17 protein-coding genes, 1 other RNA gene and 2 pseudogenes are annotated in these 22,550 nt (G+C 74.2%); 8 read left to right on the top strand and 12 right to left on the bottom strand.

Annotated elements, in window-relative coordinates; genetic code table 11:
• Nucleotides 1-17 precede the first annotated feature (17 nt).
• Both AC0ZLC_RS11520 and AC0ZLC_RS11515 read right to left on the bottom strand, forming a co-directional pair.
• Nucleotides 18-149 (bottom strand): annotated as a pseudogene (locus AC0ZLC_RS11520) (aldo/keto reductase); the annotation flags it as partial.
• A 35-nt stretch (nt 150-184) separates the two neighbouring features.
• Nucleotides 185-508 (bottom strand): nuclear transport factor 2 family protein, encoded by a 324-nt coding sequence (locus AC0ZLC_RS11515; RefSeq protein WP_476751812.1) that lies wholly within the window; start codon nt 506-508, stop codon nt 185-187.
• A gap of 140 nt (nt 509-648) precedes the next feature.
• Between AC0ZLC_RS11515 and AC0ZLC_RS11510 the strand changes: the two genes are divergently transcribed.
• Nucleotides 649-1,194 carry a DoxX family membrane protein gene (locus tag AC0ZLC_RS11510; RefSeq protein WP_476751929.1) on the top strand — a complete coding sequence of 182 codons (546 nt, stop codon included), beginning with the start codon at nt 649-651 and terminating at the stop codon, nt 1,192-1,194.
• 35 nt (nt 1,195-1,229) lie between these two features.
• On the top strand, nt 1,230-1,577 hold the full coding sequence (locus AC0ZLC_RS11505; RefSeq protein WP_476751811.1) for a MazG-like family protein: 348 nt from the start codon (nt 1,230-1,232) through the stop codon (nt 1,575-1,577).
• 107 nt (nt 1,578-1,684) lie between these two features.
• Here AC0ZLC_RS11505 and rnpB read toward each other — a convergent pair.
• An RNA gene (rnpB, locus tag AC0ZLC_RS11500) (RNase P RNA component class A) lies at nt 1,685-2,088 on the bottom strand.
• Between the two features lie 55 nt (nt 2,089-2,143).
• Nucleotides 2,144-3,583, bottom strand: coding sequence for an RNB domain-containing ribonuclease (locus tag AC0ZLC_RS11495; RefSeq protein ID WP_476751810.1), 1,440 nt, complete (start codon nt 3,581-3,583; stop codon nt 2,144-2,146).
• Nucleotides 3,584-3,740: 157 nt separating this feature from the next.
• Between AC0ZLC_RS11495 and yaaA the strand changes: the two genes are divergently transcribed.
• Nucleotides 3,741-4,541 (top strand): peroxide stress protein YaaA, encoded by an 801-nt coding sequence (gene yaaA, locus AC0ZLC_RS11490; protein ID WP_476751809.1) that lies wholly within the window; start codon nt 3,741-3,743, stop codon nt 4,539-4,541.
• Between the two features lie 72 nt (nt 4,542-4,613).
• Nucleotides 4,614-5,363, top strand: a complete 750-nt coding sequence (eda, locus tag AC0ZLC_RS11485) for a bifunctional 4-hydroxy-2-oxoglutarate aldolase/2-dehydro-3-deoxy-phosphogluconate aldolase (RefSeq protein WP_476751808.1) — start codon at nt 4,614-4,616, stop codon at nt 5,361-5,363.
• Nucleotides 5,364-5,376: 13 nt separating this feature from the next.
• Here eda and AC0ZLC_RS11480 read toward each other — a convergent pair whose 3' ends face one another.
• Genes AC0ZLC_RS11480 through AC0ZLC_RS11470 form a run of 3 tightly spaced genes read right to left on the bottom strand, consistent with a single transcriptional unit; the run spans nt 5,377 to nt 8,965 of the window.
• The gene (locus AC0ZLC_RS11480) at nt 5,377-7,362 is read right to left on the bottom strand and encodes a histidine phosphatase family protein (RefSeq protein WP_476751807.1); all 1,986 of its coding nucleotides are present in this window, start codon (nt 7,360-7,362) and stop codon (nt 5,377-5,379) included.
• A gap of 11 nt (nt 7,363-7,373) precedes the next feature.
• Complete coding sequence (locus AC0ZLC_RS11475) at nt 7,374-8,117, bottom strand: zinc ribbon domain-containing protein (protein ID WP_476751928.1); 744 nt, start codon at nt 8,115-8,117, stop codon at nt 7,374-7,376.
• Entirely contained in the window at nt 8,114-8,965 is an 852-nt protein-coding gene (locus AC0ZLC_RS11470; protein WP_476751806.1) for a Nif3-like dinuclear metal center hexameric protein, read from the bottom strand. Before AC0ZLC_RS11470 ends, AC0ZLC_RS11475 begins: the two co-directional genes overlap by 4 nt.
• A 1,127-nt stretch (nt 8,966-10,092) precedes the next feature.
• Between AC0ZLC_RS11470 and AC0ZLC_RS11465 the strand changes: the two are divergent.
• Nucleotides 10,093-11,313: pseudogene (locus AC0ZLC_RS11465) on the top strand (hypothetical protein); the annotation flags it as partial.
• A gap of 823 nt (nt 11,314-12,136) precedes the next feature.
• Here the strand turns inward: AC0ZLC_RS11465 and AC0ZLC_RS11460 are convergent.
• The 3 genes from AC0ZLC_RS11460 to AC0ZLC_RS11450 form a co-directional block, all read right to left on the bottom strand.
• Nucleotides 12,137-13,081: a 3-oxoacyl-ACP reductase gene (locus tag AC0ZLC_RS11460; RefSeq protein ID WP_476751805.1), complete on the bottom strand. Its 945-nt coding sequence runs from the start codon at nt 13,079-13,081 to the stop codon at nt 12,137-12,139.
• A 28-nt stretch (nt 13,082-13,109) separates the two neighbouring features.
• On the bottom strand, nt 13,110-14,186 hold the full coding sequence (locus tag AC0ZLC_RS11455) for a Zn-dependent alcohol dehydrogenase (protein ID WP_476751804.1): 1,077 nt from the start codon (nt 14,184-14,186) through the stop codon (nt 13,110-13,112).
• Nucleotides 14,187-14,303: 117 nt separating this feature from the next.
• Complete coding sequence (locus tag AC0ZLC_RS11450; RefSeq protein WP_476751803.1) at nt 14,304-15,233, bottom strand: MaoC/PaaZ C-terminal domain-containing protein; 930 nt, start codon at nt 15,231-15,233, stop codon at nt 14,304-14,306.
• A gap of 307 nt (nt 15,234-15,540) precedes the next feature.
• Here AC0ZLC_RS11450 and AC0ZLC_RS11445 point away from each other — a divergent pair, with 307 nt between their 5' ends.
• On the top strand, nt 15,541-16,824 hold the full coding sequence (locus tag AC0ZLC_RS11445; protein ID WP_476751802.1) for a sensor histidine kinase: 1,284 nt from the start codon (nt 15,541-15,543) through the stop codon (nt 16,822-16,824).
• An 80-nt stretch (nt 16,825-16,904) separates the two neighbouring features.
• Entirely contained in the window at nt 16,905-17,537 is a 633-nt protein-coding gene (locus AC0ZLC_RS11440; RefSeq protein WP_476751927.1) for a response regulator, read from the top strand.
• 78 nt (nt 17,538-17,615) lie between these two features.
• On the opposite strand, the gene AC0ZLC_RS11435 is transcribed toward AC0ZLC_RS11440, so the two are convergent.
• Together AC0ZLC_RS11435 and AC0ZLC_RS11430 are read right to left on the bottom strand one after the other, a co-directional pair.
• Nucleotides 17,616-19,043, bottom strand: coding sequence for an MFS transporter (locus tag AC0ZLC_RS11435; protein WP_476751801.1), 1,428 nt, complete (start codon nt 19,041-19,043; stop codon nt 17,616-17,618).
• A gap of 315 nt (nt 19,044-19,358) precedes the next feature.
• Entirely contained in the window at nt 19,359-20,552 is a 1,194-nt protein-coding gene (locus tag AC0ZLC_RS11430) for a lipid-transfer protein (RefSeq protein ID WP_476751800.1), read from the bottom strand.
• Between the two features lie 250 nt (nt 20,553-20,802).
• On the opposite strand from AC0ZLC_RS11430, the gene AC0ZLC_RS11425 reads away from it, so the two are divergent.
• Nucleotides 20,803-22,548, top strand: coding sequence for an MFS transporter (locus AC0ZLC_RS11425; protein WP_476751799.1), 1,746 nt, complete (start codon nt 20,803-20,805; stop codon nt 22,546-22,548).
• The last annotated feature ends 2 nt before the right edge of the window (nt 22,549-22,550 follow it).

Raw genomic sequence — 22,550 nt, 5'->3', positions numbered from 1 at the left:
TGCCCGGTCCGGGCCGTTCACCGTCCGAGCACGTCGTCGATCTCGGTCAACTGGCGGGCGATGAGCGGCCCCTTGGCGATCGCGCCCGCGTTCTCCTCGGCCTGGGCGACCGAGCGGAAACCCGGGATCGGGACGGTGCGCGGGGTGCGGTGTCGAAGAAGGTGGGCCGCCGCTGAAACCGGTGTCAAGCCTGGCCGGTCTCGAAGCGGGAGATCCTGCCGTCCTCGACGACGAAGGTCCACCGTGTCTTCATCTCGCCCCAGGTGTCGTTGCTGTAGCGGGCGAGGAGGGAACGGCCGCCGTTGGACTCGTTGTCGACCTCCAGGTGGCCGTGGGAGGAGAAGATCTCCCGGTCGGTCCAGTCGGCGAGGTCACGGTCGGATCCGTCGTCGGACATGGTGGCGTCCGGGGTGAGAACGGCCAGGAATGCCTCGTGGTCGTGGGCGTTCACGGCACTGACGAAGGCCCGCACGGCCGGGTCACTGAGCTTGGTCACCTGAATCGTCATGCCAGTCACATTCACATCGCTCCCCGGAGGGCGCCACCCGTACGGCCGCCCGGGGCCGCCGCACCCGGCCGATCGGTGCGAGGGTGAACGCAGGAGGGGTCCATTCCGATGCTGTCCGCTGCTCTGCTCTGGGAGTCATGGTGACCTGTTACGACCGAAACGACCTGGGCCTGCTGCTGCTCCGGCTGGGCACGGGCGGGGTGCTGGCCGCGCACGGGGCGCAGAAACTGTTCGGCTGGTTCGGCGGCGGCGGCCTCTCCGGGACCGCCACGGCCATGGAGTCCATGGGGTACACGCCCGGCAGGGCCAGCGCGACGGCGGCGGGCCTCGCCGAGGCGGGCGGCGGCACGCTGCTGGCGCTGGGCCTCGCGACACCGGCGGCGGGCGCCGCGGCGGCGGGCGGGATGGCGGGCGCGGCGGCGGTGCACGCGCCCAACGGCTTCTTCGCGCAGAGCGGCGGCTACGAGCACGCCGCGTACCTGGGCCTGGCCGCGGCCGGCCTCGCCGTGACGGGACCGGGCCGGCTCTCCCTGGACCACCTGCTCGGTCACACGGTGAACCGCGGCTGGATGGTGCCGACGGCGCTCGCCGTGACGGCGGCGGTGACGCTGGTGGTGGTGGGCACCCGCAACCAGCGGGTCCGGAAGGCGGCCGAGGGCGAGCAGGACCCCCTGTTCGAGGAGTAGGCATCACCGCCGGCCTCGGGGGAGAGACTGCCCCCATGGCTGATCACACCGCTACCGCCGAAGACCTCTGGGCCACGATCGACGACCTGCACGCCTGGCTGGACGACCACCGCACGGACGACGGCCGGGAGGAACTCCTGCTGCGGATGCTGAAGCTCACGGAGGAGGTCGGCGAGGTCGCGCAAGCAGTGATCGGCGCGACGGGCCACAACCCGCGCAAGGGCACGAGCCACTCGTGGGACGACGTCCGCGCCGAACTCTGCGACGTCGCGATCACGGCCCTGCTCGCCCTGCGCACCCTGACCCCGGAGGCCCGGGAGACGTTCACGGCCCATCTGGCGGGGGTGCGGGAGCGGTCGCTGGGGAGTGCCGATCCTTTTTGAGGGGACCGTGGCGCACGTCCGGCGAGCCGCGGTCTCCCCGGATACTCCCCCGAGGAGCCCCGGAAGAGAGCGGAAGCGGATGCCTCGCAGGTGGGTGACCTGAGAGGCAGACGAGTCGGGCTGTACGCCGGGTTCTGTTCCGGTGGGTTCTTGCGAACCCGCCGGCGACGGCCATCCATCTAGGGCCGGCGTTGCCGCCGGCCTCGTGCGGTCTACCCGCGGACTCGGGCGAGCAGCCCTCGAACGTCCGCGCAGAGCGCCTCTCACAGCGCTCCTTTTGACCTTGCTCCGGGTGGGGTTTACCTAGCCGCCTGAGTCACCTCAGGCGCTGGTGGTCTCTTACACCACCGTTTCACCCTTACCCGGCGCCGAAGCACCGGGCGGTCTGTTTTCTGTGGCACTGTCCCGCGGGTCACCCCGGGTGGCCGTTAGCCACCACCCTGCCCTGTGGAGCCCGGACGTTCCTCGGGGAGGTCCACAAGAACCTCCACGCGGCCGCCCGCCCGGCTCGTCTGCCGTACCGGCCATGCTACCGGGCGTACGGGCGCCCGCCGTCCCGAGCCCGCTCACGCCGGCGCGAAGCTCACCTTCGCCGCGCCCGGGTCCGCCTGGGTGAGGCGGACGCGCAGGCGTTCTCCCAGGGGGAGCGGGGTCGTGGTGCTCTCGATGCGGGCGACGATCGCCGGGGTCTCCAGCTGGACGGTGCCCACGGTGGGTTCGCGTTCCTTCACGTCCACCACGCAGCCGTCGAAGACTTCGCCTACGCGGTCCTCGAGCAGGGCAGCCTCGACGGTGTCCACGCACGCGCGCTCCACGGAGCCGGCCCTTCGGGTGCCCTCGGTCATCTCCTTGGGGAGGTCGTCCAGGGCTGCCAGCACCCAGTCCGGGGTCGGCCGGCCGGCCACGGCGGCGAGGCAGATCTCCGCGGCGTACCGGTCGACGAGCCGGCGCAGCGGGGCGGTGCAGTGCGCGTAGGGCGCGGCGACGGCGGCGTGCGAGGTGAGGTCGGGGAGCGCGCCGTCACGGAAGACGGTGTAGCCCGCGCCGCGCAGCAGCGTCGTGCACTCCTGGAGGAAGGCCGCGTGCGGCGGGTGGTGCGGGTCGAGGGAACGGATCAGCTGCGCGTACGAGACGTGGTGCGGCCAGTCGACGCGCAGCGCCTTCGCGGTGCGGCGCAGACGGCCCACGGCGCCGTCGGGGGCGGCCGGGAGCGTACGCAGGACGCCGGTGCCGTGCGCGAGCATGAGGTCGGCCGCCGCCATCCCGGTGAGCAGGGAGATCTGCGCGTTCCAGCCTTCGGCGGGGAGCGGGGCGCGGAAGGCGAGTTCGTACGTGTGGTCGTGTCCGACGATCTCCTGCTCGGGGACGTTGAGGGAGATGCCGCCCCGCTCCTCCTCCAGCCGCTCGCGCAGCAGGCCGATGTCCTTGAGGAGGGTGAGCGGTTCCTCCGCCGTCCCCTCGTCGAGCTGCCGCTGCACCTGCTCGTAGGCGAGTTTGGCGCGGCTGCGGACGAGGGCCCGGCGGACGTCGACCGACTCCGTGCGGCCGTCCGCGTCGAGGTCGATCGTCCACAGCACGGCCGGGCGGACCTGGTCGGGCAGCAGGCTGGCCGCGCCCTCGGAGAGCCGCGGCGGGTGCAGCGGGACCCGCTCGTCCGGGAAGTAGAGGGTGGTGACCCTGCGGTGGGCCTCCGCGTCCAGGGCACCGCCGGGTGCGACGAACGCCGCGACGTCCGCGATCGCGTAGTGGACGCGGTATCCACCGGGCCTGCGTGACAGGTGCATCGCCTGGTCGAGGTCGGTGGAGGCGGGCGGGTCGATGGTGAACAGTGGCACGTCCGTCGCGTCGTACGACGGGAGGCGGGGCGTTCTCGCGGCCTGCTCGGCCTCGGCGAGGGCGCCGGCCGGGAAGGTCTCGGGCACGTCGAGTTCGGTGCGCAGGGCGCGCAGCGCTTCCCGCAGCGGGGCTTCGGCTGCGCCGGTGACGCGTATGTGACGACGAGGCATGCAGCGAGCGTAGGCAGAAAACGGCCCGGAGGCCGTACCGGGGGGTGCCTCGGTGGGTCCCGGGCGGGGGATCCGGGGCGTGGCCCGGGTGCGCGGGCGGCCCGGCCGGACCCCGTAGCCTTGCGCCGGGCCACCGCCACCATGAGGAGAAACAACCGTGCTCGTCCTGCTGCCGCCCTCCGAGGGAAAGGCCCCGTCCGGCCGGGGCGCCGCCCTGAAACTGGATTCGCTGTCCCTTCCTGGGCTCACCGAGACGCGCCGGGCGGTCCTCGACGAGCTGGTCGAGCTCTGCTCCGGTGACGAGGAGAAGGCCCGCGAGGTGCTCGGCCTGAGCGAGGGCCTGCGCGGCGAGGTCGGCAAGAACGCGCAGCTGCCGGCCGCCGGGACGCGGCCGGCCGGGGAGATCTACACGGGCGTCCTGTACGACGCCCTGGACCTGGCCTCGCTGGACACGGCCGCCAAGCGGCGCGCGGGGCGGTCGCTGCTCGTGTTCTCGGGGCTGTGGGGGGCGGTCCGGGTGAGCGACCGGATCCCGTCCTACCGCTGTTCCATGGGGGTGAGGCTGCCGGGGCTCGGAGCGCTGGGTGCCTGCTGGCGGGCGCCGATGGCCGAGGTGCTCCCGGAGGCGGCGGGGTCCGGTCTCGTGCTCGACCTGCGCTCGTCCGCGTACGCGAGCGCCTGGAAGCCGAAGGGTGAGGTGGCCGGGCGGACCGCGACGGTGCGGGTGCTGCACTCGCAGCTCGTCGACGGGGTGGAGAAGCGTTCCGTCGTCAGCCACTTCAACAAGGCGACGAAGGGCCGCATCGTGCGCGCCCTGCTGACCGCCGGTGCCGTGCCCGCGAACCCGGCGGAACTGGTGGAGGCGCTCCGGGACCTGGGGTACGCGGTGCAGGCGCAGCCGCCCGCGAAGGCCGGCCGGGTCTGGAACCTGGACGTGGTGGTCACGGAGATCCACTGACCCACCCCCACATGCGTTGCAACATGCGCAATGACCTTTGCGCATGTTGCACACCCCGGGCAGGATGAGGGCATGACCTCGTCGCTGCCCTCGTCGCCGTCCGCCGCCGAGCCCCCGGCGCCGGCCGGCGCCGCACCGGACTCCGTACTGGACTCCGTGGACTCCGCGCCGGACTCGGCGTTCGCCTCCACGCTCGACTCCGCGCCGGGCTCCCTGCTGGATCTCGCGCCCGTCGTCCCCGTGGTCGTCGTCGAGGACGCCGCCGACGCCGTACCGCTCGCGCGTGCCCTCGTCGCGGGCGGGCTGCGGGCGATCGAGGTGACGCTGCGGACCCCTGCCGCGGTCGCCGCGATCCGGGCGATCGCCGCGGAGGTCCCGGGCGCGGTGGTCGGCGCGGGCACCGTCCTCTCCCCCGCGCAGGTGACGGACGCCGTCGCCGCGGGCGCCCGCTTCCTGGTCAGCCCCGGCTGGACGGACGTACTGCTGGAGGCCATGCGGGCGTCCGGGGTGCCGTTCCTGCCGGGAGTGTCCACCACGTCGGAGGTGGTGGCGCTGCTGGAGCGCGGTGTGCGCGAGATGAAGTTCTTCCCGGCGCAGGCCGCGGGCGGCACCGCCTATCTCAAGTCCCTGGCCGGACCCCTTCCGCAGGCCCGGTTCTGCCCGACCGGCGGGATCGGGCTCGCCTCGGCTCCGGAGTATCTGGCACTGCCCAACGTCGGTTGCGTGGGCGGCAGTTGGATGCTTCCGGGAGACGCGGTGGCGGCCCGGGACTGGGGTCGGGTGGAGGCGCTCGCGCGGGAGGCGGCGGCGCTGCGCCCCTGAACCGGGCGGCTCCTCAGCGCAGGTGGGAGGTGTCGTTCAGCAGCCGGAGGCTGGCGTTGCCGTCGGCGTAGTACGCCAGCGCCGACAGGGAGGCCGCCGACAGTTCCATGCGGAACATGGCCTGGGGCGGGGCGCCCAGGGCGAGCCGTACGAGCGTCTTGACGGGCGTCACGTGCGAGACGAGCAGCACGGTGCGGCCGGCGAACGCGGCGACGAGCTCGTCCCGGGTCGCGGCGACCCGCCGCTCCACGGCCGCGAAGCTCTCACCGCCGCCGGTCGGCTCGGCCTCCGCCGAATGCAGCCAGGCGTTCAGGTCCTCGGGGTGGCGCTCGCGCACCTCGCCGAAGGTCAGCCCCTCCCACGCCCCGAAGTCGGTCTCACGCAGACCGTCCTCGACGACCACGTCCAGGCCCAGGCGGCCGGCGACGATCCCGGCGGTCTCCCGGCAGCGGGCCAGCGGCGACGACACGATCGCCTCGATCGTGCCGCGCGCGGCGAGCGCCGCGGCCACCCGCCGGGCCTGATGCCGCCCGGCCTCCGACAGCGCCGGATCACTCCCCCCGCTTCCGGAGAACCGCTTCTGCGGGGTCAGCGGCGTCTCACCGTGCCGCAGGAGCACGAAGGTGGCGGGGGGCCCGAGGTCGGGGGGTGCGGTGGGGGCGACGGGGGCGCCCTGCACGGGGGGCTCCGCCCGGGACGCGGCCGGGGGCGGCACGGGGGGTGCGGGGGGTGCGGGGGCTGTGGCCCCTTCGGCGGGCTCTGGGGATGCGCTCTCGCTGGTACGGCCGTGAGCTGCGCCCGGTTCGGCGGTCGCCGGTGAGGCGGCGCTCGGTCCGGGGGGTACGGGGGCCGCGCCGGGAGCGGTAGGCGCCGGGGATGCGCCCGGGTCTGTACGGCCGTGGGCCGTGCCGGGTTCGGCGGACGGCGACGAGGCGCTCGGTCCGGGGGACGTCGGGGAGGCCTCCGGTGTCGTGCGTCCGTCAGGCGTGCCGGATTCGGCGGACGCCAGCGAGGCGCTCGGTCCGGTACACACCGGGGAGGCCTCCGGTGTCGTGCGTCCGTCAGGCGTGCCGGGTCCGGTGGGCGTCGGGGATGTGCCCGGCGCCTCGGGCGCGGGGGACCTGCTCCGCGTCCTTGCCGCGTTTCGTGCGGCGCGGGCGTCGGCGGCGGCCCGCAGGCCGGGTACGGGGCGCGGGTCGGCGGTGTCCACGGGGACGCTCTCGCCCTGGGTCCCCACGGTGTCCGGGGTGTCCGGGGTGTCCGGGGTGTCCGGGGTGTCCGGGGTGTCCGGGGTGTCCGGGGTGTCCGGGGTGTCCGGGGTGTCCGGGGTGTCCGGGGTGTCCGGGGTGTCCGGACCGGTGGGCGGAGGGGCGGAGGCGGCCACCGCCGGCGACGGGGCGGGATGCCGGAACAGCGCCGCGCTGGTCCTCGTCGGCTCCGTCGCCGTCACCGGAGGGCGCACGAGGGCCGCGCGGGCCCTGGCCGCACCGGCGGCGGCGTCGCCGGGCGGGCCTGCGGGCTCGGGCGCCGCGGTCCTCGCCGCGCGGGCGGCGAGGTCGGCCGTCGAACGGGCCGCCGACCACCGCTCGCCCCGCCCGCCCGCGTCCATCGCCTCGTTGGCGAGCCGGTCGGCGTGCTTGTTCCGCTCGCGCGGGATCCACTCGTAGGTGACCTGGGCGGCCGGGAGGACCCGGGCGGCCTCGGCCGCGAGAGGCTTCATGTCGGGGTGCTTGATCCTCCAGCGGCCCGACATCTGCTCGACGACGAGCTTGGAGTCCATCCGGACGCGGACCGACGCGGCCGGGTCCAGCTCACGGGCGGCACGCAGGCCCGCGACCAGACCCCGGTACTCCGCGACGTTGTTCGTGGCGACGCCGAGGAACTCCGCGGCCTCCGCCAGGGTCTCCCCCGTCGCCGCGTCGATCACCACGGCGCCATACCCCGCGGGTCCCGGGTTTCCCCGGGAACCGCCGTCGGCCTCGACGATGAACTGCCGCACCCGTGCGTCCTCTACAGGCCCGACTCGGACGTGCGCACCAGGATGCGGCGGCAGTTCTCGCAGCGCAGCACGGTGTCGGGAGAGGCCGCCTTGACCTCGTTGACCTCGGTGATGTTGAGCTCCAGGCGGCAGCCCTCGCAGCGGCGCTGGAACAGCCGGGCCGCACCGACACCGCCCTGCTGCTGGCGGAGCTTGTCGTAGAGCTTCAGCAGGTCGGCGGGGACGGAACCCGCGACGACCTCGCGCTCCTTCGTCACGGACGCGGCCTCGCCGTCGATCTCCTCGCAGGCGGCGTCGCGGCGGCCCGTGGCGTCGTCGATCTTCGACTGGACGGAGGAGACCCGCTCGGTCAGCTCGGCGACCCGCTCCTGCGCGGACTCGCGGCGCTCCATGACCTCGAGGACGACGTCCTCCAGGTCGCCCTGCCGCTTGGCGAGGGAGACGATCTCGCGCTGGAGGTTCTCCAGGTCCTTGGAGGACGACACGGCACCCGAGTCGAGGCGCTTCTGGTCGCGGGCGGCGCGCTGGCGCACCTGGTCGACATCCTGCTCCGCCTTGGTCTGCTCGCGGGCGCAGTCGCTCTCCTCGGTCTGCGCGGCGACGAGCAGGTCGCGCAGCTGGATGAGGTCCTTGTTCAGCGACTCGATCTCGGCGTGCTCGGGCAGCGACCTGCGCCGGTGCGCAAGCTGCTGCAGGCGCGCGTCGAAGGACTGGACGTCGAGGAGTCGGATCTGGTCGGCGGGCGCGGCGTTCAGTTGGGGGCTCCTGTTGATGTGTTCGGTGAGGCCGCGTGGGCGGTCCAGGGGTCGGTGACCGTCCGGGAGACGTGGACGCGAAGTCCCCATCCGTGCCGGTCGGAGATCTCGTCGAGCTGGGCGGCGGCCAGCTCGCACCAGGGCCACTCGGTGGCCCAGTGCGCCGCGTCGAGCAGCGCGAGAGGACTGTTGGCGCGGGCCTCGGACGCCGGGTGGTGGCGCAGGTCCGCGGTGAGGAAGGCGTCGACGCCCGCGGCGCGCACCGCGTCGAAGAGGCTGTCGCCGGAGCCGCCGCTGACCGCGACGGTCCGGACGAGCGCGTCCGGGTCGCCGGCGACCCGGATGCCCTGCGCGGTGGCGGGCAGCCGCTCGGCGGCGCGGGCGGCGAAGTCGCGGACGGTCAGCGGGTGGTCCAGTTCGCAGACGCGGCCGAGGCCCCGGCGGCCCTCCGCGTCGGTCGCGTCCGGGACGAGGGGCCGTACGACCCGCAGGTCCAGGGCTCCGGCGAGGGCGTCCGAGACGCCGGGGTCCGCGCGGTCGGCGTTGGTGTGCGCGACGTGCAGGGCGATGTCGTTCTTGATGAGCGTGTGGACCACACGGCCCTTGAAGTGCGTCGCCGCGACCGTGGTCGTACCGCGCAGGTAGAGCGGGTGGTGGGTGACCAGCAGACCGGCGCCCAGCTTCACCGCCTCGTCGACGATCTCCTGGACGGGGTCGACGGCGAACAGCACCCGGGACACGTCCTGGTCGGGGTCGCCGCAGACCGTGCCGACCGCGTCCCAGCCCTCGGCCCTCTCGGGCGGCCAGAGGGCGTCGAGCGCGGCGATGACTTCAGACAGACGGGGCACGGGGAAAGGCTACCTGGCTCCCGTCCCCGCCCGACCGGTCACGGGTGACTCGAGCTGCCCGGCCCGACCGGAGCGGAGTTGCGGGCGGCGCCCGGCGGTCGGGGTCGGCTCGGCGCGGCGGGTGCCGGGGTGCATCGGCGAGCGCCGGGGGTGCATCGGGCAGTGCCCCGGGCGAGGGCGAGCGCCCGGGGGCCCAGGGGTGCCGGGCCATCGCGGAGGCCTGGACCGTCGGCGGCCTGCCGGGACCCGGTGGACACGGGACCCGGGTAAGACGGGGGCCGTCGCGGAGGCCTGGTCAGTCACCGGTGCCGGGGGGCGGCGGGCGCCGGCCCGGCAGTGGACGCCGGGTCCGCCGCGGACGTCTGGACCGTCACAGGCACCGGGACCATCGGCGTACGCCGGGACTGCCGCAGACGCCAGACGCGTCGCGGGCGCCGAGGGCGATCGGTGTACGCCGGAGCCATTGTGGAGGCCGTACCCGTCAGAGGCGCCAGGCCGTCGGAGGTCAGGCCTCCACAGACGTCAGCCCGTCGCCGTCGCGGGCGCCAGACCGTGACCGACGTCAGGCCGTCGCTGGCGCCCGGACGGTCGGCAAACCCGCCAGGCCCCGCCGGTCGACGCCGGGACCGTCGTAGGCGCCCGGGCCATCGCGGACGCGGGGGCTGTCGCGGCCGCGGGACCGACTGCGGCACCGGGGCTGTCGCGGACGCGGAACCGGCTGCGGCACCGGGGCTGTCGCGGACGCGGAACCAGCTGCGGCACCGGGACCGTCGTAGGCGCCCGGGCCATCGCGGACGCGGGGGCTGTCGCGGCCGCGGGACCGACTGCGGCACCGGGGCTGTCGCGGCCGCGGAACCGGCTGCGGCACCGGGGCTGTCACGGACGCGGAACCGGCGGCGGCGCCTGGATCGTGTCGCGGGCGGCGAGGCCCGGGGTGCCGGCGTCGGCGGTGCCGGGAACGCCCATTGACGTGCGGCCGCTCCGGTCGCCCGGGGCCCGGTCAGCACACGCGTCCCCGTTTCCTCAGGCGAATCGCGACTTGGCCACCCTTATGTGTGAAGCGGCCCCTCGGCGGTCCCACGTCTGTGCGTACGAAAACTAGCTTCGTCGCCGGAGGTGACCGAACGATGACGGCCTGTGTCTCTCCCCAGCCCGCGGCTTCACCGCGGCAGGGGGGACCCCCATCGTCCGCGGCGGAGAACGGCGACGGCCGGGCCCCACGGCCCGGTTGTGTGATCGCCGCTGACGGCAGCTACGGCGCACGCCTCGCCCGCGACGGCGAGTCCTGGTTCCCGGAGCGCTGGACCCTGGACGGCCCCGAGCCGTACGCCGTGCCGCTGCCCGGCAACCAGCCCGAGGAGCCCGGCACCGAGGTGCTGCCGATGACCGACGGGCGCGTGCTGATCCACCGCGTGGCGGACGGCCGGCACGTGTTCTCGCTGCTCTATCCGACCGGTCCCGCGACCGGTGAGCTGCCGCTCGGCGCGGTGGAGTGCCCCGACCGGGGCACCCGGCTGCGGCTGCTGCCGCCCGCTCCGGGCGGCGAGCGCGCGTACGCCCTCGCCGTCGGTCCGCGCTCGACGGCCGTGTGGCTGGTCGCGGGCGGCTCGTTCGGGCCCGAGCATCTCGCCGAGATCCCCGGGCGCTGCTCGGGAGGGGTGTGGCTGGACGGGACGGGGCGGCTGCTGGCCCTTGACCGGGAGGCCGCCGGACGCACCAAGGCGGTCGTGGTCGATTTGGAGCGCGGCGGCGAGGTGTCCCCGCTGCTGCAGATCGCCGAGGAGAGCAATGACCGGCTGCTGCTCGCGGACCCCGACAGCGGGCTGCTGCTGATCCGTTCCGACGCGCCCTCGCCGGGGCACGACCGGCTGGGCTGGGGTGTGCTGGGGAGCACGCTGCCGGTCCGCTTCCCGGAGGCGCTGCGGCTGGCGGACTGCGCGGTGACGCCGTTCGCGATCCAGCCGGGGCAGGTGCTGACGCCGGAGAGCTGCGCGGTGGCGCTGCGTATCGACGGCGCGGGGGGCACCTGGGTGGGGGTCTGGCGGCCCGCCGACCGGCAGGTCCACCATCTCCCGGCGCCCGAGGGGTGGTTGGCGGGCGCCGGGCTGTGGACCCGGGACGGGGTGCTGCACCTGCCGTACGCGACCCGGACGGTGGCCTGCGGGGTCGCCAGGGCGTCCGCGCCCGCGAGGACTCCGGGCAGGGCCGGTACGAGGGTTGCGGCGGCGCCGGTACCGGCGCCGGATGCGACGTGGGGCTCCCCCTCCGCCGAGCCGACGCCCGCCCCCGGATCCCCCGAGCCCGCGCCCCCTCGCCCGGTGCCGCTGCAACAGGCGCCGCTCCACGGCCGCCCCCGCCCCGCGCGAAAGCACCCGACGCCGACGCCCACGGAGCGGACCGGAGCGGTCACCGGGACGTCGGCGACCGCTCCGCCCCCGGCGGGACGGCCTGCGAAGTGGGTACCGGTGGACGGGAGCCCGGAGAAGGCCACGCCTGTCACACGTGTCATGCCCGTCATGCCCGTCATGCCCGTCATGCCCGTCACGCCCGTCACGCCCGTCACGCAGACGGCACCGCCACCGGCCGCCCCCGTGAGCCAGCCGGCCCCCGCCCGGACCCTCGCGCCCCCGCCGACCGACGTACCCCCGACGGGAAGGCCGGCCCCCGAACCACCCCCGGCGGCGCGGCCGCTGTCCTCGGCGCCTGAGCCGGAACCGGTGGTGTGGGTCCGCGTCGGAGGGCCGGTGGAAGCCGGGGCGGTGAGAGGCGTGTGACCGGTGGCGGGAGTGCGTCGACGGTCGCGGAACAATGTCCGCAGGCCGCCGGTTAGACTCACCCGGCTGTAAAAGGATCTTGTTGACGGGGTGAACTCTTCCGATGAGCAACGCACAGATGACGGAGATGGCGACAACCGACCCCCGGGGGTCCGTGACGCAGTCCGACCAGGGTCACGGCAGGCACCGGGGTCCCGTCTCCGCCCAGGACGACCAGGCGGCCCCCCGGGGCCGTCACCGCAGGCCGTCCGGGCAGCCTGACACGGCGTCCTGACGGTACGCCGGACCGCTCGACAGGAGCGGCGAGGACAGCACACAGAGCGGCTCCGCCGGTCCCACGACTGCGGGGCCGTTCCGTTTCCCGCCCTCAGGCCGGGTGTCTCGTCCCCGGGACGAATCACGCCCCTTCGTGCTTGAGCCCGAGTACCTCCACCGCCGCGAACGTCTCCCCGTCCGGGCGGTCCGCGTAGTACGGGGTGAGCAGCGCGTCCAGTTCCTCGTACGTGAAGACGTCCCGCCCGGTGTCGAACTTGGCCGCGACCCGCGGGCGTTCGACGACCGCGACCGTCCCCCCGTGCACGACGAGGAGCTGACCGTTGACGTGGGCCGCGGCGGGTGAGGCCAAGTACCCGACGAGCGGGGCGACATGCTCGGGGGCCAGGGGGTCGGGCCCTGCCCCGGGCGGAGTGAGCCCGGCGAAGACGTCCTCCGTCATCCGGGTGCGGGCGCGCGGACAGATCACGTTCGCCGTGACGCCGTACTTCGCCAGCGCGAGCGCCGTGGACGTGGTCAGACCGACGATTCCGCCTTTCGCGGCCGCGTAGTTGGGCTGGCCCGCGGAGCCCGCGAGGAACGCCTCGGACGAGGTGTTCACTATCCGCCCGTACACCGGGCCGCCGGCCGCCTTGGACCGCTCCCGCCAGTGGACCGAGGCGAAGTGGGTCGTGTTGAAGTGGCCCTTGAGGTGGACCCGGACGACCGTGTCCCACTCCTCCTCCGTCATGGAGAAGATCATCCGGTCGCGCAGGATGCCCGCGTTGTTGACCAGAATGTCCAGCTTGCCGAACCGGTCGACGGCCAACTCCACGAGTTGCCGCGCCTGTTCGTGGTCGGCGACGTCTCCGGTGTGGGCGGCGGCCCGCCCGCCCGCGGCGCGGATCCCGGCGGCGACCTCCTCCGCGGGGGCGGCGGACGCCTCGCCGGACCCGTCCCGGCCGGGCCGCCCGTAGTCGTTGACGACGACGGCCGCTCCCAGGCGGGCGAGTTCGAGCGCCTCGGCCCGCCCCAGCCCGCGCCCGGCGCCGGTGACGATCGCGGTGAGCCCTTCGAGTGGCAGTGCCATCGCGCTCCTCAGTTCGGGTGACGGGCCATCAGATCTCGATGCACGTGCGCAGGGCGGTACCCGTGCGCATCTGGTCCAGGGCCTCGTTGATGCCCGCCAGCGGCACCCGGTGCGTGATCATGCCGTCCAGGTCGATGCGGCCCGCCCGCCACAGGGCGACCGTCCGCTCGTACGACCGCAGCACGTCACCGCCTCCGTACAGCGAGGGAAGGATCCGCTTCTCGTCGAAGAACAGCTCGAACATGTTGAGCTGGAGGAAGTCGTCCATGGCGCCAGCGCCGACGACGACCAGGGTGCCACCGCGCCTGGTGTGCTCGTACGCCGTGCGGGCGGTGGCGGACCTGCCGACGACCTCGAAGACGTAGTCGAAGCCCTCGCCGCCGGTCATCTGCTGCCTGGCGTCCGGCAGTCCGTCGGGCGGGACGGCTTGGGTGGCACCGAACCGGAGCGCGGCCTCGCGGCGCGATTCCACCGGGTCGACGGCGACGATCTCCGCCGCGCCCTTGAGCCGCGCGCCCTGGATCGCGGAGATGCCGACCCCGCCGCAGCCGATGACGGCGACCGACGAACCGGCCTTCACGTCCGCGGTGTTGAGGGCGGCGCCGAGGCCGGTCGTCACACCGCAGCCGATGAGCGCCGCGATGTCGAAGGGCACGTCGTCCGGGATCGGCACGGCGCAGCCCGCGTCCACCACGACCTCCTCGGCGAAGGTGCCGGTGCCCGCGAAGCCGAAGAGGTCCCCTCCAGGGCGCCGGAAGTTGGGGGTGCCGGCGTTCATGAACCCGGCCAGGCACAGCTCGGTCTGGCCGCGCCGGCAGGCGGGACAGATGCCGCAGGCCGGCAGCCAGCAGACGACGACCCGGTCGCCCGCCTTGACGTTGCCGACGCCCTCGCCGACCTCGACGACCTCGCCGGCGCCCTCGTGTCCGGGTACGAAGGGTGCGGGCTGCGGCAGGACGCCGCTCATCGCGGACAGGTCCGAGTGGCACAGCCCGGTGGCCCGTACCCGGATCCTCACCTTTCCGGGGCCGAAGCCCACCGCCTCGACGTCGTCGAGGACGTCGAGCTTGTCCTGGCCGATCTCGTGCAGTACGGCTGCGCGCATGGTGCGGCTCCCCTCAGGAGGAACGTCACGGAGGTACGGAGATAGGGAGGTACTGGCTGCGGAGGTACGGAGCTGGGGAACTGTGTGCGGGGCGGCGCCCGGAAGGGCGTACGGCGGTCAGGCGTGCCCGGCGGCCGGATCTCGGCCTGCGCCGGTCCCGGTGCCGGGGCCGCTGTCCGGCCCGGCCGGGGTGTCGTACGCGACGACGGTGTCGGCGAGGACGGGCGCGTCGTCCCGCTCGACCGAGGTCACCGACACCCGGACGCCGCCCTGCTGCCGCCACACACGGATGCGCAGGGTCTCACCGGGGAAGACGACCCCGGCGAAACGCGTGCGGTAGGAGCGGACGCGTGCCACGGCACCGCCGAGTTCGGTGTCGACGACGGCCTTGAGCGTCATCCCGTAGGTGCACAGGCCGTGCAGGATGGGGCGGTCGAACCCGGCGAGCTTCGCGAACCCGGGGTCGGCGTGCAGCGGGTTCCAGTCGCCGGAGAGCCGGTAGAGGAGGGCCTGGTCCTCGCGGACGGGGCGCTCGACGACCGTGTCCGGGGGCCCTTCGGGCGCTTCCGGGCGCGTGGAAGGGCCCCGGTCGCCACCGAACCCGCCCTCTCCCCGTACGAAGATCTGCGCGTCGTTCGTCCACAGCGGTCCCCCGGCGTCACGGGCCTCGGTGCGCAGGACGAGGACCGCGGCCTTGCCCTTGTCGTACACGGCGGCGACCCGCGAGGTGGCGACCGCGCTGCCCTCGGCCGGGATGGGGCGGTGCAGTGTGACGCTCTGGCCGCCGTGCAGGACCTGCGCGAGGTCGACGTCGACGCCCGGCATGGAGAGACCGCCGATCACGCCCGGCGAGCCCGCGCCGGCGACGGTGGCGAAACTGGGCAGGACGTGCAGCCGGGACTCCAGGGTGTAGCGCAGTTCGCCGGGGTCCGTCGCCGGGACGCCCGCCCCGATGCCGAGGTGGTAGAGCTGGACGTCCTTGTGGCCCCAGGCGATCTCGGCGGTCCGGGGTTCGGCGGCGACGGCCTTGGCGGCGTCAATGGGCATGGGGCTCCTGATCGCTAGCGCGTAAGACCTCGGTGCGGCCGTCCGCACCGTCGGCCGCACCGAGGTCGACACGGGGCCGTGGAACCCGCCCGTTCTAGAACGCGTTCCAGTCCGGCGTCCCCCTGTATAGCCGAGCGACCAGCAGTTGGGAAGGCTCCTGACCGTGCGTCAGCCGCGCGTCGCCGGGCACCGGCCGCGAACGGCACCCGTGACATTTGTCCCGGCGGACTCCGTACAAGCGCATCTGCCGCCCCGCGCCCCGGCTGCGTACGGTCGGGGAAACGACACCGATACGGGGGGCTGGAACATGATCCGGATGCGAGGCACCACCTGCGGGCCGGGCGCGGAGCCGGCGGCCGGCGCGGAGCGGGCCGGAACCGGCGCGCGCGGCGGGCGCGGGAGCGTCCAACTGCCCGAAGCCGGGCCACCGGCCAGCGGGTTCACCCTGCTGCCCTGGCTGCTGATGGGCCTGGGCGCCTTCTCGCACCTCTTCCAGGACGACACGCCCAATCCGTGGATCGGCGGAGCGGGCCTGCTGACGTTCAACTCCCTCTACATCTACGTGGTGTTCCGGGCCTTCGTGAAGGAGAAGCGGGAGGCGCGCTCCACCCGGCTCGCGCTCGTGCTGCTGGGCGTGCTCACCTGCGCGCTCGCCCTCGGGTACGGCGGCAGCTGGCTGCTGTTCTTCCCGCTGCTCGGGCTGGCCGCGGGGGCGACCGTGCGGGGCCGCGGGCTCGGGGTGACGGGGCTCGGCCTCACCGCGGTCGCGGGGACGGTCGCCGGGCTGCGGGACGGCTGGAGCGCGGTGAACGTCGCGTACGGCACGTTCCTGTCGACGATGGTGACGGCGGCGATCCTCTCGCTGGCCGAGACGGTCCGCGAACTGCGGTCCGCGAGGGAGGAGCTGGCCCGCCGCGCGGTCGAGCAGGAACGGCTCCGCTTCTCCCGCGACCTGCACGACCTGCTGGGCCACACGCTCTCGGTGATCGTCGTGAAGTCGGAGGCGGCCCGGCGGCTGGCCCCGCGTGATCTGGCCGCGGCCCTCTCCCAGGTCACCGACATCGAGTCGGTCGGCCGTCAGGCCCTCACGGAGATCCGTGAGGCGGTCACCGGTTACCGCGAGGGGAGTCTGGCCACGGAGCTGGACCGGGCCCGCTCGGCCCTGTCCGCGGCGGGCGTGGAAGCGGTGGTCCGCCTGTCGGGGCCCCCGCTCGTCCCCCGGACGGAGGCCCTGCTCGGCTGGGTCGTCCGCGAGGCGGTCACCAACGTCCTGCGCCACAGCGACGCGACCCGCTGCGAGATCACCGTCGAGGGCACCTCCGAGCGGATACGCCTGCGGGTCACCGACGACGGGACCGGCACCGGCACCGGCCGGGCGCCCTCGGCCCAGGGCGCCGACGGCACGGGCACCGGCCTGACGGCCCCGGCCCGAGGCGTCGGCGGCACGGGCCTGAAGGGGCTCACCGAACGCCTCGCGACGGCGGGCGGCTTCCTGGAGGCGGGACCGGGCCCGCGGGACGGCTTCCTGGTGACGGCGGAACTCCCCGCCGGGACGGCCGGGACGCCGCAGCCCCTCACGGTCTCCCGGTGAGCCCGCGGGGGACGCCGCTCGGTCCGTCCGCCGAGGACGCTCGGGCCCGCCGGGACCTCTACCCTGACCCCGTGAACGAGATGCCCCGGGATCACCGTCCCGCGAAGTCCGTCAGAGTGCTGCTCGCCGAGGACCAGGGCATGATGCGGGGCGCTCTCGCGCTGCTCCTCGGAATGGAGGCGGACCTCGACGTCGTGGCCCAGGTGGGAACCGGGGACGTGATCGTCGACGCCGTCCTGACGCACCGGCCCGACGTGGCGCTGCTGGACATCGAGCTGCCGGGGATGAGCGGGCTGGACGCCGCGGCCGAGCTGCGGACGCAGGCGCCCGACTGCCGGGTGCTGATCCTGACCACGTTCGGCAGGCCCGGGTATCTGCGGCGGGCCATGGAGGCGGGCGCCGCCGGTTTCCTCGTCAAGGACGGGCCCGTCGAGGAACTCGCCGCCGCGATCCGCCGGGTGCTGACCGGGGAGACAGTGATCGATCCGGCGCTCGCCGCCGCCGCGCTGAGCGCCGGGCCCAGTCCGCTCACCGGCCGCGAGTGCGACGTCCTCAACGCCTCGGTGGACGGCGCCACCGTCGCGGACATCGCCGGGCGCCTCCACCTCTGTGAGTCGACGGTCCGCAACTACCTCTCCTCCGCCATCGGCAAGACGGGCACCCGCAACCGGACGGAGGCCCTTCGGGAGGCCCGTCACCAGGGCTGGCTCTGAACCCGGCGGCCCGGCGCCGGCCCACCCCGGCCGGCGAAGACCGCGACCCACCCCGGCCGACGAAGACCGCGGGAGCCCTCAGCTCGGAGACGGCCGTCGCGGCAGCCACAGCAGCATCACGACCGCGCCGGCGAGCAGGACGGCGGCGCCCGTGCGGAACACCAGGGCGTAGCCGGCGGTCAGTGCCTGCGCCGAGCCGTCGCCCGCCGTACGGGCCGCGGCTATCGTCGACATGACGGCGAGGCCGAGCGAACCGCCCATCGTCCGCGAGGTGTTGACCAGGCCCGACACGAGGCCGGCGTCCCCCGGCGCCGCGCCCGAGGTCGCGAGGGCGGCCAGCGGGGTCGCGGACAGGCCCGCGCCCGCCATCATCAGGATCCCGGGGAACAGGACGGCGGTGAGGTACGGCCCGTCCGCCGTCATCCGCGACTGCCATCCGAAGCCCGCCGCGGCCACCAGGGCGCCGAGGACCGCCACGTTGCGTGCCCCGGTCACCCGCATGAGGCGGGGGGCCAGCTTCGAGCCGAGGACCACCGCGAGGGAGCTGGGCACCAGCGCGAGTCCGGCGTCCAGCGGCGAGTAGCCGAGCACGTTCTGCGCGTACAGCGTCATGAAGAACCACATGCAGAACATGGCGGAGCCGCACAGGAACAGCGCCGCGTTGGCCGAGGACACCGCCCGCACGCGGAACAGCTTCAGCGGCATCAGCGGTTCCCTCGTCCGCGCCTCGACGGCCAGGAACAGACCGGTCAGCGCGAGTCCGGCGCACAGCGGTACGAGCGTGGCGGCGGACGTCCAGCCCCGCGCCTCGGTCTGCACGATCCCGTACGCGAGCGTCGCGAGGCCCGCCGTCACCAGCAGCGCGCCCGGCAGGTCGAGCCGGCGCCGGTCACCGGCCCGGCTCTCGACGAGCCAGCGGCCGGCCCCGGCGAGGACCACGGCCCCGACCGGCACGTTGATCAGCAGTACCCAGCGCCACGACAGGCCGTCCACCAGGAGCCCGCCGACGAGTCCGCCCGCCGCGCCGCCCCCGGCGCCGACCGCGGTCCAGGTCGCTATGGCACGCGCGCGTGCCGCCCCCTCCGGGACGGCCGAGGTGACGATGGTCAGCGTCGAGGGGGCCAGTACGGCGGCCCCGAGCCCCTGCACCGCCCGCGCGGCCAGCAGCTCCCAGTCCTCGTGCGCGAGCCCGCCCGCCAGCGAGGCGAGTGTGAACAGGGCGAGCCCGACGAGGAACATCCGCTTGCGCCCGTACAGGTCGCCGGCCCGGCCGCCGAGCAGCATGAAGCCGGCGAAGGCGATCGCGTACGCGTTGATCACCCATTGCAGTCCCGGTGCGCTCAGGCCCAGGTCGGCCCGCATGGAGGGCAGCGCCACGTTGACGACGGACACGTCGAGGACGACGAGGAACTGCCCGGCACACGCGAGCGCGACCACCGCCCACAGCGGCTGAACGGGACGGGGGACGGTACGCGTGTCTGCGGCGGTTCGGAGCATGGGTGTCATGCTCTCAACCGGGTTACGCCCCTTGCATCGGGATTTCGCTGCACGCCCGGCTCGGTCCTGGGACCTAGGGCCTGTCGTTTGGATCAGGCCGGCGTCGCGGGGGCTGGCGCGCACATCTGCGGCGTTGTCGTCGGTCGCCGACGCTCCGCGTCGACTCCCTCCTCCGCCTTGCAGCTGCACGCGCCAGACCCCGCTCGGGTCGGTCAGGACGAACCGTCGGTCACAGCCGGCCTGATCCAAACGACAGGCCCTAGGCCTCACGGACGGGCCGGCGGGGCATTCGTACGGGCCGGCCAGGAGCGTGCCGCCGCCCGCTCAGCCCGCCGCCCGCAGCAGTGTGACCACCGCGGCCCCGCCGAGTCCGATGTTGTGGGCGAGCCCGACCCGCGCGCGGGGCACCTGCCGGGCGCCCGCCTGTCCCCGCAGCTGCCAGGTCAGTTCCGTCACCTGGGCGATGCCCGTCGCGCCGAGCGGATGCCCCTTCGAGATCAGTCCCCCGGACGGATTCACCACCCAGCGCCCGCCGTACGTCGTCGCCCCGGACTCCACGAGCGGGCCGGACTCCCCCGGTCCGCACATGCCGAGCGCCTCGTAGGTCAGGAGTTCGTTGACGGAGAAGCAGTCGTGCAGTTCCACGACGTCCACGTCCTCGATGCCGAGCCCGGAGCGCTCGTAGACCCGGCGGGCCGCCGCCCGCGACATCGGCTGCCCGACGACGTCGATGCACGAGCCGGAGGCGAAGGACTCCTCCGTGTCCGTGGTCATCGCCTGCGCGACGATCTCGACGGCCTGCCCGCCGAGCCCGCGCCGCTCGGCGAAGCGTTCGGAGACGACGACCGCCGCGGCCGCGCCGTCCGAGGTCGGCGAGGACTGGAGCTTGGTGAGCGGCCGGTGGACGGTCCGCGCGGCGAGCACCTCGTCGACCGTGTACACGTCCTGGAACTGGGCGTACGGGTTGTCCGCCGAGTGCCGGTGGTTCTTGGCGCCGACGGCCGCGAGCTGCGCCTCGGTGGTGCCGTACTTCTCCATGTGCTCGCGGGCCGCGTCGCCGAAGATCTGCGCGGTGGGCGGGCTCGCCTCGAAACCGTGCCGGGCGGCCATGATCCCGTAGTGGCGGGCGACCGGCGAGGTGGCGAAGTCGCCGCCGTCGGAGCCGCCGCCGAGTGCTCCCCGCCGCATCTTCTCGAAGCCGAGCGCCAGGACGCAGTCCGCGCTGCCGCCCTCGACGAACTGCCGGGCCAGCATCAGCGCGGTCGAGCCGGTCGCGCAGTTGTTGTTCACGTTGTAGACGGGCACGCCGGTCAGGCCCAGCTCGTAGGCGGCACGCTGGCCGGCCGTCGAGGCCTGGAAGCAGTACCCCACGGCGACCTGCCGCACGTCCTCGTACGCGATCCGGGCGTCCGCGAGGGCGGCCTCGCCCGCCTCCCGCGCCATGTCCCAGTACTGCCACTCCCGGGTCTCGGGCTTCTCGAACCTCGTCATCCCCACCCCGACGACGTACGCCTTCATGTGGTCCCTCTCCGTCACTGGGAAGGCCCGGGGCCCGGGGCCGTGACGCACGGCTCCGGCGGCCCGAGACCGCGCCAGACTAGAACAGGTTCCATTCTGACGACAGGTCAGATCCCCATGGGGAAGTCAAGGATTCGTTAGTGCGCCGAAGCATCGGAATAGTTGCCCGGGCGCACGGGGTTCACCCTGCACGTATCCCGCGCGGATCACTGGCTCCCCTTTCTTCCTTCCGGCCTGGAGGCCCCACGCAATGACCCACACGACGACCGAAGAGCCCACCCGGAGGCCGAGCGGCGCGATCGTGCCGGTACTGGCCTTCGCGGGCATCGTTGTCGCGGTGATGCAGACCCTGCTCGTCCCGGTCATCAAGGACCTGCCCGAGCTGCTCGGCACCGCACCCAGCAACGCCACCTGGGTGCTGACGTCGACCCTGCTCGCGGGCGCGGTGGCCACCCCGATCATGGGCCGCCTCGGCGACCTGTTCGGCAAGCGGCGCATGCTCCTCACCAGCCTCGCCGTGATGGTGGTCGGCTCGCTGGTCTGCGGTTTCACCAGCGACCTGCTGGTGATGATCGCGGGCCGCGCCCTCCAGGGCTTCGCGATGGGCGCGATCCCGCTCGGCATCGGCCTGATGCGCGACGAGCTGCCCCGCGAGAAGCTCGGCTCGGCGATGGCCCTGATGAGCTCCTCGATCGGCGTCGGCGGCGGACTCGCGCTGCCGCTCGCGGCCCTGGTCGCCCAGCACGCCGACTGGCACGCCCTCTTCTTCCTCTCCGCCGGCCTCGGCGTCGCCTCGATCGTCCTGACCCTGGCCGTCGTACCGGAGTCCCCGATGCGCGCCCCGGGCACCTTCGACGTGCTCGGCGCCCTCGGCCTCTCCGCCGGCCTGGTCCTCTTCCTGCTGCCGATCACCAAGGGCAGCGACTGGGGCTGGACCTCCGGCACCACGCTCGGCCTGTTCGGCGCGGCGGCCGTGGTCCTCGTCCTGTGGGGCGTGATGGAGCTGCGCGTCAAGGCTCCGCTCGTGGACCTGCGCACCACCGCCCGCCGCCCGGTGCTCTTCACCAACCTGGCCTCGATCATGGTCGGTGTCGCCTTCTACGCCGTCTCGCTGGTCCTGCCGCAGCTCCTCCAGCTGCCGAAGTCCACCGGTTACGGCCTCGGCCAGTCGATGGTCGTCGCGGGCCTGTGCGTGGCGCCGCTCGGCCTGACGATGATGTTCACCGCCCCCGTCTACGCCCGCCTCTCGGCGAAGTACGGTCCCAAGGTCACGCTGATCATCGGCATGCTGATCATCGCGATCGGGTACGGCGCAGGACTCGGCCTGATGAGCGCCGCCTGGCAGACGATCGTCGTCTCGGTGGTCCTCGGCGCCGGCATCGGCCTCGCGTACTCCTCGCTCCCCGCGCTGATCATCGGCTCCGTGCCCGCCTCGGAGACCGGCGCGGCCAACGGTCTCAACACCCTGATGCGGTCCATCGGCACGTCGGTGTCGAGCGCCGTCATCGGCATGGTGCTCGCCAACACGGCGAACCACGTCGGAGGCGTCGCGGTCCCGACCCTGCACGGCTTCCGGGTGTCGTTCCTGATCGCGACGGGTGCCGTGGCCGTCGGTCTGCTGATGGCGCTCTTCCTGCCCGGGCAGCGCCGGGCGGCCAAGCCGCAGCTGCGCGCCAGCAGCGAGGAGGACGCGGCTCTGGAGCGGGCCCACGAGGTGCTCGGGGGCTTCCGCGGCCGGGTCCTGGACACCGCCGGGGTGCCGGTGAGCCGGGCCAGGGTGACCCTGATCGACCGCCGCGGGCGGCAGGCGGGCGCGACGCTCACCGCCGGGGACGGCAGCTACGCGCTGGCCGTGCCGGCCGAGGGCGCGTACGTCCTGGCCGCGAAGGCCGCGGGCCACGGTCCGCTCGCCTCCTCCGCGACGCACCCCGGCGACGCCCGTCCGGTCGAGGTCGACCTCGCCCTGCCGGGCGAGAACGCGGGTGTCCCGGCCTGACC

The organism is Streptomyces sp. GLSS-08, assembly GCF_056387915.1.
This window is presented reverse-complemented; position numbering and strand designations above follow the sequence as displayed.